This window comes from Micromonospora sp. NPDC005254, assembly GCF_042872525.1.
GTDB lineage: Bacteria > Actinomycetota > Actinomycetes > Mycobacteriales > Micromonosporaceae > Micromonospora.
Window position 1 is genome coordinate 405,106 of sequence record NZ_JBIAKM010000008.1, and the last position, 14,452, is coordinate 419,557.

Sequence of the window (14,452 nt, forward strand, 5' to 3'; positions counted from 1 at the left end):
CAGTCCCCCTCAAACAGACAATCAGGTGTACGCCAAACGCTACCGGAGGGAGTCTGACCGCCACCCCGCGACGCCCGTAGTGCCGTCCGGCCTGGGCGGGCAGGGCCAGAAGGCGGGGAAACCCCCACCGCGCCGCCCCGTGCGGGAGGCGTGCCAGACTAACCAAAGATCCGATCGCGAGGGAAGGACCGACAGTGGCAGGAAGCGAGCCGGTAACGTCGCCGGACCAGCACAAGCCCGGGCACCGCAAGTCGGGGCGCATCGGCGCCGTGCTGTCCGCGCTGGCGCTGGTCGTCATGGCGTTCTGCGGCAACCACGAGGGCAGGGTCGAGGACATCTGGCTGGTCGGCCTGGCCGCGCTGCTGCTGGTCATCGTGATCGGCGACGCTGTGCTGCGGCGCAACGGCCTGCGCTCCTGACCCGACCGGCCGCCGGACGACCGGCCGACGTACGCCGAGGGCCCGCCCCCCACCCGGGGACGGGCCCTCGTTCGCGTACGTGTCGGGGTCAGCGCCCGAAGAGGATGTCCTGCACGTCCTTGAGCGCGGCGTCGACCTCGGCCTCGAAGTAGCCGCCGGGCACCAGGCCGAACCGGAGCGTGTCAAGATCCTTCGGGTCGACCGGCATCGGGTTGCGGCGCTGCATGCCGCCGAGCAGGGTCTCGAAGAACCGGTCCACCTGGTCCGGGTCGTACCCGCTGCCGAAACGGCGCACCTGGAAGCTGCGGCGGATCTGGTCGACCCGGTACAGGTCGCTTCCGGGCGGGCCGGCCATCGGCGGGCCACCCATCGGAGGCCCGGCCATCGGCGGGCCACCCATCGGCGGGCCGGCCACGGCGGGCGGACCCGCCATCGGCGGGCCACCGAGGCCCTGCTGCGGCATCGGGGGCGGGCCGGCCGGGCCACGGCGCATGTCGCGCAGCTCCCGTTCGGGCATCCGGATCTCGGCGGTCATGTCGGCGCGACCGTGCCGACCGGCCTCGAAGCCGTCGAAGCGGGGCTCCTCCGGCGGATAGCCGCCACCGGGCCCACGCTGGTCGTCGGGCGGGCCGTAGCCACCGGGCCCACGCTGGTCGTCGGGCGGGCCGTAGCCACCGGGCCCACGCTGGTCGTCGGGCGGACCGTAGCCGCCGGGCATGCGCTGCTCGTCCGGCGGACCGTAGGCCCCCGGACCGGCGGGCAGACCGCGCGGCGGGACGCCGTGGCCACCCATCGGACCACCAGGCCCCATCGGGCCGGGGCCGCCGGGGCCGCGCTGCGCGTCGTAGCCGCCGCGGGGGGCGTCGTACCCGCCGGCGAAGGCGCCGGTGGGCTCGTCGTACCGGCCGTAGCGGTCGGCCGGCGGACCGGCCTGCGCGGGCATCGGCCGGGGCGGCATCGGCTGCGGAACCATGCCCCCACGGTCGTCGCGCAGCGGCGGGCCCATCCGATCCGGAGGGCCCAACCGGTCACCCATCCGAGGGTCGCCGCCGCGCCCGGCGCTCGTGCGCTCCTCCAGCTCGGCCAGCTGTCGCTCGACCCGGTCCAGGTGCAGGTCGACCTGCCACTCGTCGTAGCCGTTGAACCGGACCCGGAAGACGACGTCGTGGACCTCCTGGGAGGCCACCGGCGCACCCACCTGCCGGCCGTCGAGCGTCGCCTCGACCCGGTCGAGGAAGGCATCCACCTCGTCGACCTTGTATCCCCGGCGGAGCGCCTTGCGCCGGAAACGCTGACCCTGACTCGCCACTATGTCTCCTGGTCTCGTTCGCCACGCCCGGTCACGCCGGTGCCTCTCCGGCGCGGTCGGTGAAGGTGTCGGTGTCCTCGGCGGCGGCGAGCTGGCCACACGCGCCGTCGATCTCGCGACCCCGGGTGTCCCGTACGGTGGTGGAGACTCCCGCGTCACGCAAGCGCCGGACGAACTCCCGCTCGACCGGCTTCGGGCTCGCGTCCCAGCGGCTGCCCGGCGTCGGATTGAGCGGGATGAGGTTCACATGCGCCAACTTGCCGGCCAACAGCCGCCCGAGCAGGTCAGCTCGCCACGGCTGGTCGTTCACGTCCTTGATCATTGCGTATTCGATGGACACGCGACGGCCCGTCCGGGCGGCGTAGTCCCACGCTGCGTCCAGCACCTCGGCTACCTTCCAGCGCTGGTTTACCGGCACGAGTTCGTCGCGCAGATCATCATCGGGCGCGTGCAGCGACAACGCAAGGGTCACAGAGAGGTCTTCGCTGGCCAGTCGGCGGATGGCCGGAACCAGGCCGACCGTGGAAACGGTGATGTGCCGCTGGGAGAGGCCCAGGCCCTCCGGAGCGGGGCTGACCAGCCGACGGATCGCCGCGATGACCCGGTTGTAGTTGGCCAGCGGCTCGCCCATGCCCATGAACACGACGTGCGACAGCCGCGGCGGTGAGCCGGCGACCGCGCCCGAGGCCGCCACCCCGGCCAGGTAGACCGCCTGGTCGACGATCTCCGCCGTGGACAGGTTGCGGGTCAACCCGGCCTGGCCGGTGGCGCAGAACGGGCAGGCCATACCGCAGCCCGCCTGGCTGGAGATGCAGACCGTGACGCGGTCCGGGTAGCCCATCAGCACGCTCTCCACCAGCGCGCCGTCGTGCAGCTTCCAGAGCGCCTTGCGGGTCGCGCCGTCGTCACAGGCCAGCTCGCGCACCGGATTGAGCAGCGTGGGCAGCAACTGGTCGGCCAGCCGCTCACGCGTCGCCGCCGGGAGATCGGTCATCGCCTGCGGGTCGCGAACCAGCCGCCCGAAGTAGTGGTTGGAGATCTGCTTGGCACGGAACGCGGGCTCACCCAACCCGGCGACCAGCGCCTGGCGGCCGGCCAGATCCAGGTCGGCGAGGTGCTGCGGCGGCATGGAGGCCCGGCGTGCGGCGGGGGCTTCCGAGATGGCGGGGATCAACGGCAGGCTCGTCATGGCTGGTCCAGTGTGTCACGCCTCCGGCGCCGGGCACCCCTCCGGAGGTGTGGAACCGCTCCCGGCCGGCGGTCGCGAACGCTCGGGCCACGGTGATCCATGCCTCACCCCACCATCGGCACGAAGATCGCCAACAGCAGGTACGCGGTCGGCACCGCGAACAGGATCGAGTCCAGCCGGTCCATCAGGCCACCGTGCCCGGGCAGCAGGTTGCTCATGTCCTTGACGCCGAGGTCCCGCTTGATCATCGATTCGGCGAGATCGCCGAGGACCGCCGCACAGGAGACGGCCACCCCGAACACGGCACCCCACCAGGGGGCCACCTCGAACATCAGCCACAGCAGCAGCGCACTGCCCAGCGCCGCCGCGGTGACCGAGCCGGCGAAGCCCTCCCAGGACTTCTTGGGGCTGATCGACGGGGCCATCGGGTGGCGGCCGAAGGAGACGCCGGCCGCGTACCCGCCGGTGTCGGAGAGGACCACCGCGATCAGCGTGGCCAGGATGCGCAGCCGGCCGTCGTCGGGGGCCGCCGCCAGCAACGCCGCGAAACCGCCGAGGAACGGCACGTAGACCGCGATCAGGGTGGCCGCGGTGAGATCCCGCTGGAAGCCGGCCGGGCCGTCGCCCAACCGCCAGACCATCGTGCCCAGCACGGTGACCAGCAGGCCCAGGCTGAGCGCGTCCGGGCCGGCGAACCACGCCAGCCCGATGGTCAGCACGCCACCGGCGAGCAGCGGCACCAGCGGCGGGTGGGCGCCGCTGCGGCGGACCGCCCGGGCCATCTCCCAGATGCCGACCGCGATGGCGGCGGCGATCACCGGCAGGAACGCCAGCGGGTAGAAGACCAGCGGAACCACGATCAGCGCGCCGAGGCCGAGCCCGACCCCGATCGCCGCCGGCAGGTTCCGGCCGGCCCGCCCGGTGCCCACCTGCTGGGTCGCCGGCCGGTCGAGGCTGGCCCGTCGCCGGCCTTTCGGCCGCCGGCCGCTCGGCGGCTCCGGCTCGGTCACCGGATCGTCGTCCGGCAGGATCTCGGCGCCGATGGGCGCGAGCTGCGCGGTCGGGTAACCGGCATCGTCGTCGAAGCGCGGCGGAACGTCACGGTCGTCGAAGCGGGACGGCGCGTCCCGGTCGTCGTAACGCTGGCCGGCGCCGGGGTCGGCATAACGTGGCGAAGCGTCACCCGCTGGCGGGCGGTCGCCGTAGCGGCCGGGGCGACCCCGGTCGTCGTACCGGTCGGGCTGGTTGCCGTCGTCGTAGCGGTCCCGGTCGTCGAAACGGTCGCGCCGGTCCCGGTCGTCGAAGCGGTCCCGGTCGTCCGGGCGGACCGTCCGGCCGCGCTCGTCGTACGGGTCCGCCGGGTACGGGTCTGCCGGGTACGGATCGGCGTACGGGCGGCTGCGGGGCTCGGCGTACAACTCGGGCCCGGCGGCCGGACGGCGGCTCCACTGGCCCGCCTCAAGCTCCTGCTCGGGCCAGGGCAGGGCCACCGGGCGCTCGGGCCGGTCCCAGCCGCGCGGCTCGTCGGTGTAGGGGTCGGGGTGGGACATCACGCACCGCGACGCGGCACGAGTACCACCACATGACGCAAGACCACAAGCATCCCCTACACGCGCGACTGTGTTCCTCCGGCTCGACCGCCCCGACGGTCGGTCGATTCCCGGTGTGCACCGCCCGGTGGCCGGGAATCCTGCCGAGCCTACTGCACCCGCCGCCGGGGCGAGGCGGACGATGGCGCCCCTGACCGCCGGGGCCCCTCCGGGGGTCGCGGTGAGCGAGATCCGGCGAGTCGCCGCGCTGCCACGACGGCGGCGGCCGCACGGCGGCCCGAGAACCGCGCCCACCGTCCGCACGAGCACCGGCGGTGCATCGACGCCTATCCGACCGAGCATCCGGGCGAACAGGGGATGACCCGCGCTACCCGTCGGTGGTCGGCTGTCGGTGTGCTGGCGTCCGCCGGCGGTTTCCACCACAGCAGCGGGGAGGAACGTTCGTGCGCAGAATCAGCCTGGTGGTGCTGACGATGGTCGCCCTCGTCCTGACGGCGGCCCCACCGGCCACCGCGGCGACGCGGAACGCCAGCATCAGGATCGACCACCGCACCAGCGAGATCTACCTGTACGACGGGAGTCCCGACGGCACCGGGCCGGCGTTCCCGGCCGCCACCGCCCGGGGGGAGGTGCGCAACTGCCCGACCGGCGTGTACTTCCTGTCGGCGTCGCTGACCCAGGACGGCCTGCCGACCTACTGGGCCACCGGCGGCCTCGGCGCCGGCGAGATCGTCTGCGACGGTGGCACCGCCAGCATCTCGATGGGCTTCTACCGGGGCGGCCCGGTGCTGCACCCGGGTCGGGCCACCGTGCGCTTCGAGCTGCACGACGCGTACGTCGGAACGACCCTGACCGAGACGACCCGTACCGTCCGGATCCCCCGCTGACGCGCAGACGGCACGAGGCCCGTCCCCGGATCGGGGGCGGGCCTCACGTCGGCTGCTCACCCGGCGGACGCCGGGTCGGGCCTCAGACCTCCAGCAGCTCGGTCTCCTTGTGCTTGACCAGGTCGTCGATGCTGGCGACGTAGCGCTGCGTCAGGTCGTCCAGTTCCTTCTCGGCGCGGCGACCATCGTCCTCGCCGGCCTCGCCGTCCTTGACGATCCGGTCCAGCTCCTCCTTGGCGCGGCGGCGGACGTTGCGGATGGCCACCTTGGCCTCCTCGCCCTTGTGCCGGGCCACCTTGATCATGTCGCGGCGGCGCTCCTCGGTCATCTGTGGGAGCAGGATGCGCAGCTGGTTGCCCTCGTTGTTCGGGTTCACCCCGAGGTCCGAGTCGCGGATCGCCTTCTCCATCGCGTTGATCTGCGAGTTGTCGTACGGCTTGATGATGGCCATCCGCGGCTCGGGAACCGCGATGGACGCCATCTGCGTCAGCGGCGTGGGCGTGCCGTAGTAGTCGATGATGACCTTGGAGAACATGGCGGCGTTGGCGCGACCGGTACGGATGGCGCCGAACTCCTCCTTGGCGTGCTCAACCGCACGCTCCATCTTCTCCTCGGCCTCGAGGAGGGTGTCGTCGATCACCGGTCTCCTCGCCTCCTTCTGTGCTCGTCGTGGGCCTTGCTGAAAGTCGTCAGACCGCTGCTGCCGTCGCCACCGGCGGGGCTCAGGCGGTGATCAGGGTGCCGATCTTTTCGCCACCCACCGCGCGGATGATGGTGTCGTCACCCTGCGCGCCGAAAACCAGCATCGGCAGGCCGTTCTCCATGCAGAGGCTGAACGCAGCGGCGTCGGCCACCCGCAGGTTGCGGCGCAGCACCTCGGAGAAGGTGATCGAGTCGAGCTTGCTGGCGGTGGGGTCGATCCTGGGGTCGGCGGTGTAGACGCCGTCCACGCCGTTCTTGCTCATCAGCACCACGTCGGCCCGGATCTCCAGCGCCCGCTGGGCGGCCACGGTGTCGGTGGAGAAGTACGGCATCCCGGCGCCGGCGCCGAAGATGACCACGCGGCCCTTCTCCAAATGCCGGATCGCCCGCAGCGGGATGTACGGCTCGGCGACCTGGGCCATGGTGATGGCGCTCTGCACCCGGGTCTCGATGCCCTCCTTCTCCAGGAAGTCCTGGAGGGCGAGGCAGTTCATCACGGTGCCGAGCATGCCCATGTAGTCGGCGCGGGCCCGGTCCATGCCGCGCTTCTGCAGCTCCGCGCCGCGGAAGAAGTTGCCGCCGCCAACCACGACGGAGACCTGTACGCCGCGGCGGACCACGGTGGCGATCTGTCGGGCGATGGCCTGGACGACGTCCGGGTCGACGCCGATCGCGCCGCCACCGAACACCTCACCGGAGAGCTTCAGCACCACCCGGCGGGCGCGTCCCGGCGGCGGCGCCGTCGGATCGTCCACCGCCAGCGTCCGGTCACTCACAACCTGCGTCATCCGCCCCGCCTTCCCCCACGCGCACGCCCCGCGCGACGCGTTACCGCGAACCTGCCGCTGCCGACCCTATGTGACGAGGAGGCCGCGGTGCCTGTCACGTACACCGGCGGCCTCCTCGTCGACGTCTTGCGCCCACGGGCGCGCGCGGCGCCCGGTGGCGGCTCAGGCCTGGCCGACCTCGAACCGCACGAAGCGGGTGACCTCGATGCCGGCCTCGGCCAGCACCTGCTTCACCGTCTTCTTGTTGTCAGCCACGGACGACTGCTCGATCAGGACGTAGTCCTTGAAGAAGGAGTTCACCCGACCCTCGACGATCTTCGGCAGGGCCGCCTCGGGCTTGTTCTCCTCGCGGGCGGTCTGCTCGGCGATGCGCCGCTCGGACTCGACGACCTCGGCCGGAACCTCGTCCCGGGTGAGGTACTTCGGCCGCATCGCGGCGATCTGCATGGCGACACCACGGGCGTCAGCGTCGCCCGCTTCGTCCGACTTGCCGGTGTACGACACCAGCACGCCGACGGCCGGCGGCAGGTCCTGCGCCTTGCGGTGCAGGTAGACCGCGGTGGTGCCCTCGACCTTGGCGAACCGGTTGAGCACCAGCTTCTCGCCGATCTTGGCGGACTGCTCCTGGACCAGGTCCGCGACGACCTTGCCGTCCAGCTCGGAGGCGAGCAGCTCCTCGGCGTTGTTCACGCCGGAACGCTCGCCGTGCTCCACCAGCTGCTGGGCCAGCGCGATGAACGACTCGGTCTTGGCGACGAAGTCGGTCTCGCAGTTGAGCTCGAGCAGCGCCTTGCCGGAGTGGGCGACCAGGCCGTTGGCGGCCGTACGGCCGGCCCGCTTGCCGACGTCCTTGGCGCCCTTGACGCGCAGGATCTCGATGGCCTTGTCGAAGTCGCCCTCGGCCTCGGTCAGCGCCTTCTTGCTGTCCATCATGCCGGCGCCGGTGAGGTCGCGGAGCTTCTTGACGTCCGCGGCGGTGATTTGGGACATGGCTCTCTCTTCGGTGTTGAGACGGCGTGTGGATGGTCAGAGGTGCCGGTTACCCGGATCCGGGCGGATCGTGCCCGGCGTACCGCCGCTGCCCGCCGTCTTCGGAAAACGGACGGACGGGCAGCGACGGTGCGGGTCACTCCGCGGTGGCGGCCGCCGGCTGCTCGGTGGCGGCCTGCGCCGGCTGCTCCGGAGCGGGCTGCTCGGCGGCGGCAGCGGCGGGCTGCTCGGTGGGCTGCTCGGCGGCGGCAGCGGCCGACTCGTCGGCCTTCTTCGGCTCCAGCAGCTCGCGCTCCCACTCGGTCAGCGGCTCGTCGCTCGCGACACCCTCGGGCTTCTCGTCCCCGCCCCGGCGACGACCGGAACGCGCGATCAGACCGTCCGCGACGGCGGCCGCGACCACCCGGGTCAGCAGCTCGGCGGAGCGGATGGCGTCGTCGTTGCCCGGGATCGGGAAGTCGACCTCGTCCGGGTCGCAGTTGGTGTCGAGAACGGCGATCACCGGGATGCCCAGCTTGCGGGCCTCGTCGACGGCGATGTGCTCCTTCTTGGTGTCGACGATCCAGACCGCGGCCGGCAGCTTCTGCATGTCCCGCAGACCACCCAGCGTGCGGGTCAGCTTGATCTTCTCGCGGGAGAGCTGCAGGGTCTCCTTCTTGGTGTAACCGGCGGCGGTGCCGCTGAGGTCACCCAGGCCCTCCAGCTCCTTCATCCGCTGGAGCCGCTTGTACACCGTCTGGAAGTTGGTCAGCATGCCACCGAGCCAGCGGTGGTTGACGTACGGCTGACCGACCCGGGTCGCCTGCTCGGCGATGGCCTCCTGGGCCTGCTTCTTGGTGCCGACGAAGAGGATGCTGCCACCCTCGGCGACGGTCCCACGCACGAACTCGTACGCCTTCTCGATGTAGTCGAGAGTCTGGCGCAGGTCGATGATGTAGATGCCGTTGCGCTCGGTCATGATGAAGCGCTTCATCTTCGGGTTCCAGCGCCGGGTCTGGTGCCCGAAGTGGACACCGCTCTCCAGCAGCTGACGCATGGTCACGACGGCCATGGTTGGGGTACTCCTCAAGATCCCTGGTTGTCACGCCCGGCCGGTGGCCGGGCGTCCTGGCGCCTGGTCGCCGGCCCATGGTGGGCCCGATCAAGATCGGGACCAGGGAGGCCGTCGCTTCACGACGATTCGTGAAGAGGGCGCGCGAGGTCGACCGCGCGAGGCGGTCGCCAGTTGGCCAGTGTACGCCCCTCCCCCGCCCGACGGCCTCCGGGTGCGCGCGGGCGGGCTGCCGGGCCGGGCTGCCGGGCTGCCGGGCTGCCCCGCGGGGCTGCCGGGCCGGGCGGGGCGGCTGGGCGGGGATCAGCCGGCGGCGAGGGCGGCGGCGACGAAGAGCACCAGGCCGACGGTCAGGTACGCCGTGGGAGGGCGCAGCCAGCCCCGTCCGCTGTCGGAGAGCGCCATTCCGCCGGTTTTGAGCCCGTACAGTCCCGATGCGAAGATCGGCAGCGCGGCGACCAGGCAGATGCCCACCACGACGTTGCCGGCGTCCAGCGGGTCGCCGGTCACGCCCGCCAGCAACACCCGCAGCGCGGGGACCTCGAAGATCAACGCCAGCAGGGCGAAGAGCGCGGCCAACGCCGGGCGACGGGTCCGGTAGACACCGTCTGCCGGCTGGGGGTACACCGGCGGCTCGCCGGCGGGCAGGTCGGGCCGCGGGCCGATCCCCGGCATCGGGCCGGTAGGCATCTCCAGCGGGTGCGGCTGCTCCCCGCCGCCCCGGTTCGGCTCGATGATCGGATATCCGGCGAGCGGGGCGGGCCGAGCCTGGTCGGCGAGCACACCAGCCGCTGGCCCGACATCTCTGCCGGCCGCTGACCCGGCGTCTCGGGCGGCCTCCGGCGTGGCGTCTCGCGCCACCTCCGGCGCGGCGGGGCTCAGCGACTCTCGGGCGGCTCGGCGGCCGGGCAGCTCCCCGGAGATCTCCGAGGGGTCCCGATCCGCCCTGCGCGAGCGGGTCGCCCGGTAACCGTCCCCGTCCGTACGCGCGTCACCCAGCGGGTCGACCGCGCCGAAGCGTCCAGAGTCGGCCTCGCCGCTGCCGAACATCCCCGCTTGGGCGTCGACGGCGCCGAACCGCCCGGAGTCCGACTCGGGCGGGCCACCGAACCGGCCCGCGTCCACCGCGCTCAGACGGCCCGAGTCCGACTCGGGCGGGGCGCCGAACCGGCCTGCGTCCACCGCGCTCAGACGGCCCGAGTCCGACTCGGGCGGGCCACCGAAGCGGCCCGCGTCCACCGCGCCGAATCGGCCCGAGCCCGGCTCCGGGGTTGCGCCGAAGCGCGTCGAATCCGGCTCCCGGCGTCGGCCGACGCCGGTGTCCTCGACGGATCGACCGTCTTCGCCGCCGCGCTGCTCGGGGATCTCGCTGTCCCGGTATCGCGGCTCACCCGCACCGCGCCACTCGGAATCGCCGTAACCGCGACCCCGCTCGTCGGGATACCAGCGCGACTCCTGATCTTCCGGAAAGCTCCGTCGTCCGTCCACGTCAGGCACCGTATGCGACCGGCCACGCCCGCGCCATTTCGGCCCGGCCGGCCGCCAGCGATCAGCGGGGAGGCGTGCGGCACGGCGTCCGGGTCGGGGTCGCCGCATAGCACAGCCCGGGCTTGATCGTCCGGTTGTCCACAGGACACCCGTCGTCCACAGCCGGGCCGTCGTGGGGTCGCGACGCCCGCCCTCGGACGGGCACCGTCGCGGCCATGACGAAGCGGAACCAGGCGGTCGGCGCGTACGGCGAGCGGTGCGCCGCCCGGCACCTGAGCGAGGCAGGGCTACGCCCGATCGTCCGGAACTGGCGCTGCCCGCAAGGCGAGATCGACATCATCGCCTGGGACGGGCCGGTGCTCGCGTTCTGCGAGGTGAAGACGCGTCGGGGCGACGTGTTCGGCACACCGGCCGAGGCTGTCGTACCGGCCAAGGCCCGTCGCCTGCGCGGGCTCGCCGCGATCTGGCTCGCCGAGACCGGCACGAGCGCCGACGAGGTGCGGTTCGACGTGCTGTCAGTACGACTGCCCGCCGCCGGTCCCGCGCAGGTCGATCACCTCAAGGGCGCGTTCTGAGATGCGCCGCCGACGGATCGGTGACGCGTCATGAGCTACGCGAAGGTGCTCTGCGTGGGGCTGGTCGGCGTCACCGGCCACCTCGTCGAGGTCGAGGCGGACCTGGCCGCCGGACTACCGGCCGTGGTGATCTCCGGCCTGCCGGACACGGCCCTGCACGAGGCCCGCGACCGGGTCCGGGCCGCCGTGGTCAACTCCGGCCAACGCTGGCCGAACCGGCGGATCACGCTGAACCTGCTGCCGGCCACGCTGCCGAAGTTCGGCTCGGCGTTCGATCTGGCCATCGCCGCCGCGCTGCTGGGCGGCTCGGGTGAGCTACCGCTGCTTCCGCTGGAGGGGGTCGTGGTCCTCGGCGAGTTGGGACTGGACGGGACGGTCCGGCCGGTGCGCGGGGTGCTGCCGATGGTCGCCGCCGCGGCCAGGGCCGGCGTCGAACGGGTCATCGTGCCGACCGGCAACGCCGCCGAGGCCGCGGTCATCCCCGGCGTACGGGTGCGGGCGGTGGACACGCTGCACCGGCTGGTCGCCTTCGTGCGCGACGGCAGCCCGCTGATCGAACCACCGCCGGACGCCCCGGCACCGGTTCCCGGCGGCCCCGACCTCGCCGAGGTCGCCGGGCAGGAGCTGGGCCGGCGGGCGCTGGAGGTCGCCGCGGCGGGCGGGCACCACATCGCGCTGCTCGGCCCTCCAGGCGCCGGCAAGACGATGCTGGCCGAGCGGCTGCCGTCACTCCTGCCCGAGCTGGACGACGACGCGGCGCTGGAGGTGACCGCACTGCACTCGGTCGCCGGGCTCCTGCCACCGGGTGGTCAACTGCTGCGCCGCCCGCCGTTCCAGGCACCGCACCACACGGCCACGATCCCGTCCCTCGTCGGCGGCGGTTCCGGGCTGGCCCGCCCCGGCGCGGTGTCGCTGGCCCACCGCGGGGTGCTCTTCCTGGACGAGGCGCCGGAGTTCAGCAAGGGCGCGCTGGAGGCGCTGCGCCAGCCACTGGAGCACGGCCGCATCCAGCTGAGCCGCAGCGGGGGCGGCACCGAGTACCCGGCCCGGACCCAACTGGTGCTGGCCGCCAATCCGTGCCCGTGCGCGAAGCCGTCCGGCGACGCGTACTGCGAGTGCTCGCCGCTGGTCCGCCGTCGCTACCTGGGCCGGCTCTCCGGGCCGCTGCTCGACCGGATCGACGTGCAGGTGCGGCTGATGCCCGTACGGGCGGCGGAGCTGATGGCGTCCGTCGGCGACGCCGAGTCCTCGGCCACGGTCGCCGCCCGGGTCGCGGCGGCCCGCCGCGCGGCGGCCAACCGCTGGGCCGGCCTCGGGCGGCGACTCAACGCCGAGGTGGACGGCCCGCTCCTGCGCCGCCCGCCGTGGCGGCTACCGGCGCTGGTCACCGCCGAGCTGCGCGGCCGACTCGACTCCGGCTCGCTCTCGGCACGGGGCTTCGACCGGGTGATCCGGATGGCCTGGACCATCGCGGACCTGGACGGCCGGGACCGGCCGGACCGCGACGACGTACGAGAGGCGATCCAACTACGGACAGGGGAGGCGGCATGAGCGCCGACGAGGAGAGCAGACTGGCCCGGGTGGCGCTGACCTGGTTGGCCGAGCCGGGCACCCGGGCGGTGTACCAGCTGGTCGACCGACTCGGTCCGGTGGCCACACTGGATCTGTTGCTCGACGGCGGCAGCCCCGACGGCTGGCTGCACAGCACGGTGGCGGCCCGGTCGGCCGCCGGTGACGCGCGGGCGGTCGCCGCCGAGGCGTTGGAGCGGGCCGACCGGCTCGGTGCCCGCCTGGTCACCCCCGACGACGCGGAGTGGCCGGCCCGGGTGGCCGGCCTGAAAACGCTCCGGCTGCCGGACGCCACCCGCCGGGTGGACGGTGAAACCGCGCCGCCGCTCTGCTTCTGGGTACGCGGAGCCTGGCCGCTGGGCGAGGCGCTGGAGCGCTCGGTGGCGGTGGTCGGCGCGCGGGCGGCCACCGGTTACGGCCAGCACGTCGCCACGGAACTGGGGTACGGGCTGGCCGAGCGGGACTGGACCGTGGTCTCCGGCGGCGCGTTCGGCATCGACGCGGCAGCCCACCGGGGTGCCCTCAACGCGGGCGGGTTGACCGTCGCGGTGCTGGCCTGCGGGGTGGACCGGCCGTATCCGATGGGCAACACCGCGCTCTTCGACCGGATTGCCGACACGGGGCTGCTGGTCAGCGAGTGGCCACCCGGCGCCGAGCCGCTACGCCCCCGGTTCCTGATCCGCAACCGGGTCATCGCCGGGGGCACCCTCGGCACCGTCGTGGTGGAGGCGTCGGCGCGCAGCGGCGCGACGCAGACCGCCCGACGGGCCATCCACACCGGACGCGTCGCGATGGTCGTGCCCGGGCCGGTGACCTCGGCAATGTCCGTCGGCGCACACGAGTTGCTCCGCGAGTGCTCCGAGGTGCGGCTGGTCACCGGGGTGGCGCACGTGCTCGAGGAGGTGGGCCGGGTCGGCGCGGACCTGGCCCCGCTGGCCCGTGGCCCGCAGCGGCCGACCGACGCGTTGGACGACGACGCCCGATCCCTGCTGGAGGCATTGCCCCGCCGGGGCGTACGGGGAGTGGACGCGCTCGCCGCCCGCGCCGGCGTGAACGTGCGTACCGCGCTGCGCAAGCTGTCGCTGCTGGAGGAGCTGTCCATGGTCGTGCGCCGCGACGACGGCTACGCCCTCGCCCCGGCCACCACACCGAAGGGCGGCGGATAAGCAACGAACCGCCACGGCGCACGGTCATGGGTGTGGCGACACCGGCACCAGTGTGGACTGCGGCGGCGGATACTCGGCCGTGCGGGGGCCATCTCCGCCGTCCGACGGATATGCGTGAGTCCCCGACCGGAGGAACGAAAGCTCGGCGTTACTGCGCTATAGCGGGAACCGGCCGGCATTGCGGAACCGGTTGATCGCGAGGTGCCGGACCCAGCCGAGGAAGCGGGCGTACATCTCGACTGGGTTCGGGGGCTCCGGGTAAAGCCCGCACAGGTCCCGGGTCGCCTCCCCCAAGCAATCAGCCATGTCGACCGCCAGTAACCGGGGCTCGTCGGCGTATTCGCCGGCCAGATCGGCGCGGGCTCGACCACACGGCCAGGGCTGGGCATCCGCCGCGCAGAACCAGAACGGTCGGACCGGGGCGTGCCGCTGAAGGTCGCTCACCGCTGGATTCCCCGGTACCGAACCGGCGACCAGCGGCTCAACCGGCGCAGGGGTGGATGCGCGTTGTTCAGGACCGAGTTCACCGAGCCGAAGACCACCCCGGGTGCCCGCTGGGACCCGCTCAGTTAGTCGGTTTAGTTCGTCGTCTGGTGCCACGTCAACCTCCCGGGTCGGGGTCGGAGGGGCACCCCCGCCCGCCGCGAAACTCGCCACCGGGCGGGGGGCCTCGCCCTAGGCCGTGTTTCGTAGGGCCTCGATATTGGGCGTGGCGGTGGTCGCTAATTGAAGAGGTCTCCGGTAGTTGGTTCAGCGACCAAGCTAGAAC

Annotated in this window: 14 protein-coding genes; 5 read left to right on the plus strand and 9 right to left on the minus strand. The window is 72.9% G+C overall.

The features are described 5' to 3' along the window. The first annotated feature begins 194 nt into the window (after positions 1 to 194). The gene (locus ACFYPR_RS25140) at positions 195 to 419 is read left to right on the plus strand and encodes a DUF2631 domain-containing protein (protein WP_007456591.1); all 225 of its coding nucleotides are present in this window, start codon (positions 195 to 197) and stop codon (positions 417 to 419) included. A gap of 88 nt (positions 420 to 507) precedes the next feature. On the opposite strand, the gene ACFYPR_RS25145 is transcribed toward ACFYPR_RS25140, so the two are convergent. The 3 genes from ACFYPR_RS25145 to ACFYPR_RS25155 form a co-directional block, all read right to left on the minus strand. Then, on the minus strand, positions 508 to 1,728 hold the full coding sequence (locus ACFYPR_RS25145) for a DivIVA domain-containing protein (protein WP_387179231.1): 1,221 nt from the start codon (positions 1,726 to 1,728) through the stop codon (positions 508 to 510). A 31-nt stretch (positions 1,729 to 1,759) separates the two neighbouring features. Beyond that, positions 1,760 to 2,917: a 23S rRNA (adenine(2503)-C(2))-methyltransferase RlmN gene (gene rlmN / locus ACFYPR_RS25150; RefSeq protein ID WP_354856357.1), complete on the minus strand. Its 1,158-nt coding sequence runs from the start codon at positions 2,915 to 2,917 to the stop codon at positions 1,760 to 1,762. A 104-nt stretch (positions 2,918 to 3,021) separates the two neighbouring features. Then, positions 3,022 to 4,467, minus strand: coding sequence for a phosphatidate cytidylyltransferase (locus tag ACFYPR_RS25155; protein ID WP_354856359.1), 1,446 nt, complete (start codon positions 4,465 to 4,467; stop codon positions 3,022 to 3,024). Positions 4,468 to 4,910: 443 nt separating this feature from the next. On the opposite strand from ACFYPR_RS25155, the gene ACFYPR_RS25160 reads away from it, so the two are divergent. After that, positions 4,911 to 5,354, plus strand: coding sequence for a hypothetical protein (locus ACFYPR_RS25160; RefSeq protein WP_387262757.1), 444 nt, complete (start codon positions 4,911 to 4,913; stop codon positions 5,352 to 5,354). 82 nt (positions 5,355 to 5,436) lie between these two features. Here ACFYPR_RS25160 and frr read toward each other — a convergent pair whose 3' ends face one another. The 5 genes from frr to ACFYPR_RS25185 all read right to left on the minus strand — a co-directional run bounded on the left by frr (position 5,437) and on the right by ACFYPR_RS25185 (position 10,373). Then, positions 5,437 to 5,994, minus strand: coding sequence for a ribosome recycling factor (gene frr / locus ACFYPR_RS25165; RefSeq protein WP_354856362.1), 558 nt, complete (start codon positions 5,992 to 5,994; stop codon positions 5,437 to 5,439). Positions 5,995 to 6,076: 82 nt separating this feature from the next. Next, positions 6,077 to 6,844, minus strand: a complete 768-nt coding sequence (gene pyrH / locus ACFYPR_RS25170) for a UMP kinase (RefSeq protein ID WP_354856364.1) — start codon at positions 6,842 to 6,844, stop codon at positions 6,077 to 6,079. Between the two features lie 162 nt (positions 6,845 to 7,006). Continuing rightward, positions 7,007 to 7,834 (minus strand): translation elongation factor Ts, encoded by an 828-nt coding sequence (gene tsf, locus ACFYPR_RS25175; RefSeq protein WP_354856366.1) that lies wholly within the window; start codon positions 7,832 to 7,834, stop codon positions 7,007 to 7,009. A gap of 136 nt (positions 7,835 to 7,970) precedes the next feature. Then, positions 7,971 to 8,885 (minus strand): 30S ribosomal protein S2, encoded by a 915-nt coding sequence (gene rpsB / locus ACFYPR_RS25180; RefSeq protein ID WP_363936751.1) that lies wholly within the window; start codon positions 8,883 to 8,885, stop codon positions 7,971 to 7,973. 303 nt (positions 8,886 to 9,188) lie between these two features. Next, complete coding sequence (locus ACFYPR_RS25185) at positions 9,189 to 10,373, minus strand: hypothetical protein (protein ID WP_387262760.1); 1,185 nt, start codon at positions 10,371 to 10,373, stop codon at positions 9,189 to 9,191. 215 nt (positions 10,374 to 10,588) lie between these two features. Between ACFYPR_RS25185 and ACFYPR_RS25190 the strand changes: the two genes are divergently transcribed. Genes ACFYPR_RS25190 through dprA form a run of 3 tightly spaced genes read left to right on the plus strand, consistent with a single transcriptional unit; the run spans position 10,589 to position 13,683 of the window. Beyond that, positions 10,589 to 10,948 (plus strand): YraN family protein, encoded by a 360-nt coding sequence (locus ACFYPR_RS25190; protein WP_354856371.1) that lies wholly within the window; start codon positions 10,589 to 10,591, stop codon positions 10,946 to 10,948. Between the two features lie 30 nt (positions 10,949 to 10,978). Continuing rightward, complete coding sequence (locus ACFYPR_RS25195) at positions 10,979 to 12,499, plus strand: YifB family Mg chelatase-like AAA ATPase (RefSeq protein ID WP_355133387.1); 1,521 nt, start codon at positions 10,979 to 10,981, stop codon at positions 12,497 to 12,499. Further along, positions 12,496 to 13,683: a DNA-processing protein DprA gene (gene dprA / locus ACFYPR_RS25200; RefSeq protein WP_355067869.1), complete on the plus strand. Its 1,188-nt coding sequence runs from the start codon at positions 12,496 to 12,498 to the stop codon at positions 13,681 to 13,683. The genes ACFYPR_RS25195 and dprA overlap by 4 nt, the downstream gene beginning before the upstream one ends. A 156-nt stretch (positions 13,684 to 13,839) precedes the next feature. Here the strand turns inward: dprA and ACFYPR_RS25205 are convergent, their stop codons facing one another. Continuing rightward, positions 13,840 to 14,127, minus strand: a complete 288-nt coding sequence (locus tag ACFYPR_RS25205) for a flavin reductase (protein ID WP_354856377.1) — start codon at positions 14,125 to 14,127, stop codon at positions 13,840 to 13,842. Positions 14,128 to 14,452 lie beyond the last annotated feature (325 nt).

Bases quoted from the DNA above. Each gene is read 5' to 3' on its own strand.
- rlmN (WP_354856357.1), bottom strand. From the start codon at position 2,917: ATGACGAGCCTGCCGTTGATCCCCGCCATCTCGGAAGCCCCCGCCGCA.
- ACFYPR_RS25155 (WP_354856359.1), bottom strand. From the start codon at position 4,467: ATGTCCCACCCCGACCCCTACACCGACGAGCCGCGCGGCTGGGACCGG.
- pyrH (WP_354856364.1), bottom strand. From the start codon at position 6,844: ATGACGCAGGTTGTGAGTGACCGGACGCTGGCGGTGGACGATCCGACG.
- tsf (WP_354856366.1), bottom strand. From the start codon at position 7,834: ATGTCCCAAATCACCGCCGCGGACGTCAAGAAGCTCCGCGACCTCACC.
- rpsB (WP_363936751.1), bottom strand. From the start codon at position 8,885: ATGGCCGTCGTGACCATGCGTCAGCTGCTGGAGAGCGGTGTCCACTTC.
- ACFYPR_RS25190 (WP_354856371.1), top strand. From the start codon at position 10,589: ATGACGAAGCGGAACCAGGCGGTCGGCGCGTACGGCGAGCGGTGCGCC.
- ACFYPR_RS25195 (WP_355133387.1), top strand. From the start codon at position 10,979: ATGAGCTACGCGAAGGTGCTCTGCGTGGGGCTGGTCGGCGTCACCGGC.
- dprA (WP_355067869.1), top strand. From the start codon at position 12,496: ATGAGCGCCGACGAGGAGAGCAGACTGGCCCGGGTGGCGCTGACCTGG.